The organism is Rathayibacter tanaceti, assembly GCF_001634385.1.
Lineage (GTDB): Bacteria > Actinomycetota > Actinomycetes > Actinomycetales > Microbacteriaceae > Rathayibacter > Rathayibacter tanaceti.
The window spans coordinates 1-282 of record NZ_LIIN01000327.1 but is presented as its reverse complement, the minus strand read 5'-3'; the positions used below and the strand labels follow the sequence as shown (position 1 = coordinate 282).

The following is a 282-nucleotide window of genomic DNA, read 5'->3' as shown; positions in this document are numbered from 1 at the left end:
CAGAGCGGCGCGGACGTCGGCGCGGATCGACGCGCGCTCGCCGTCGCTCGGGCCCGCCGCGCGGCGGTGGCGCTCGGTGAGGCGCACGCTGCCGACGTCCATCGAGTGCGCCTGCTCCGGCTCCGCGCCGCCGAGCACGAGCTCGGTCGAGCCGCCGCCGAGATCGACGACCAGCACGGGGCGGGCCGAGTCGACGGCGGAGACCGCACCCCGGAACGACAGGCGTGCCTCCTCGTCGCCGGTGACCGTCTCGGGGGTGACCCCGAGGATCCGCTCGACGGC

1 protein-coding gene is annotated in these 282 nt (G+C 77.7%); it reads right to left on the bottom strand.

The window, feature by feature from the left end:
* Positions 1 to 282: Ppx/GppA phosphatase family protein (locus tag ACH61_RS15895; RefSeq protein WP_461786702.1), on the bottom strand; the 282-nt coding region annotated here is incomplete at both ends.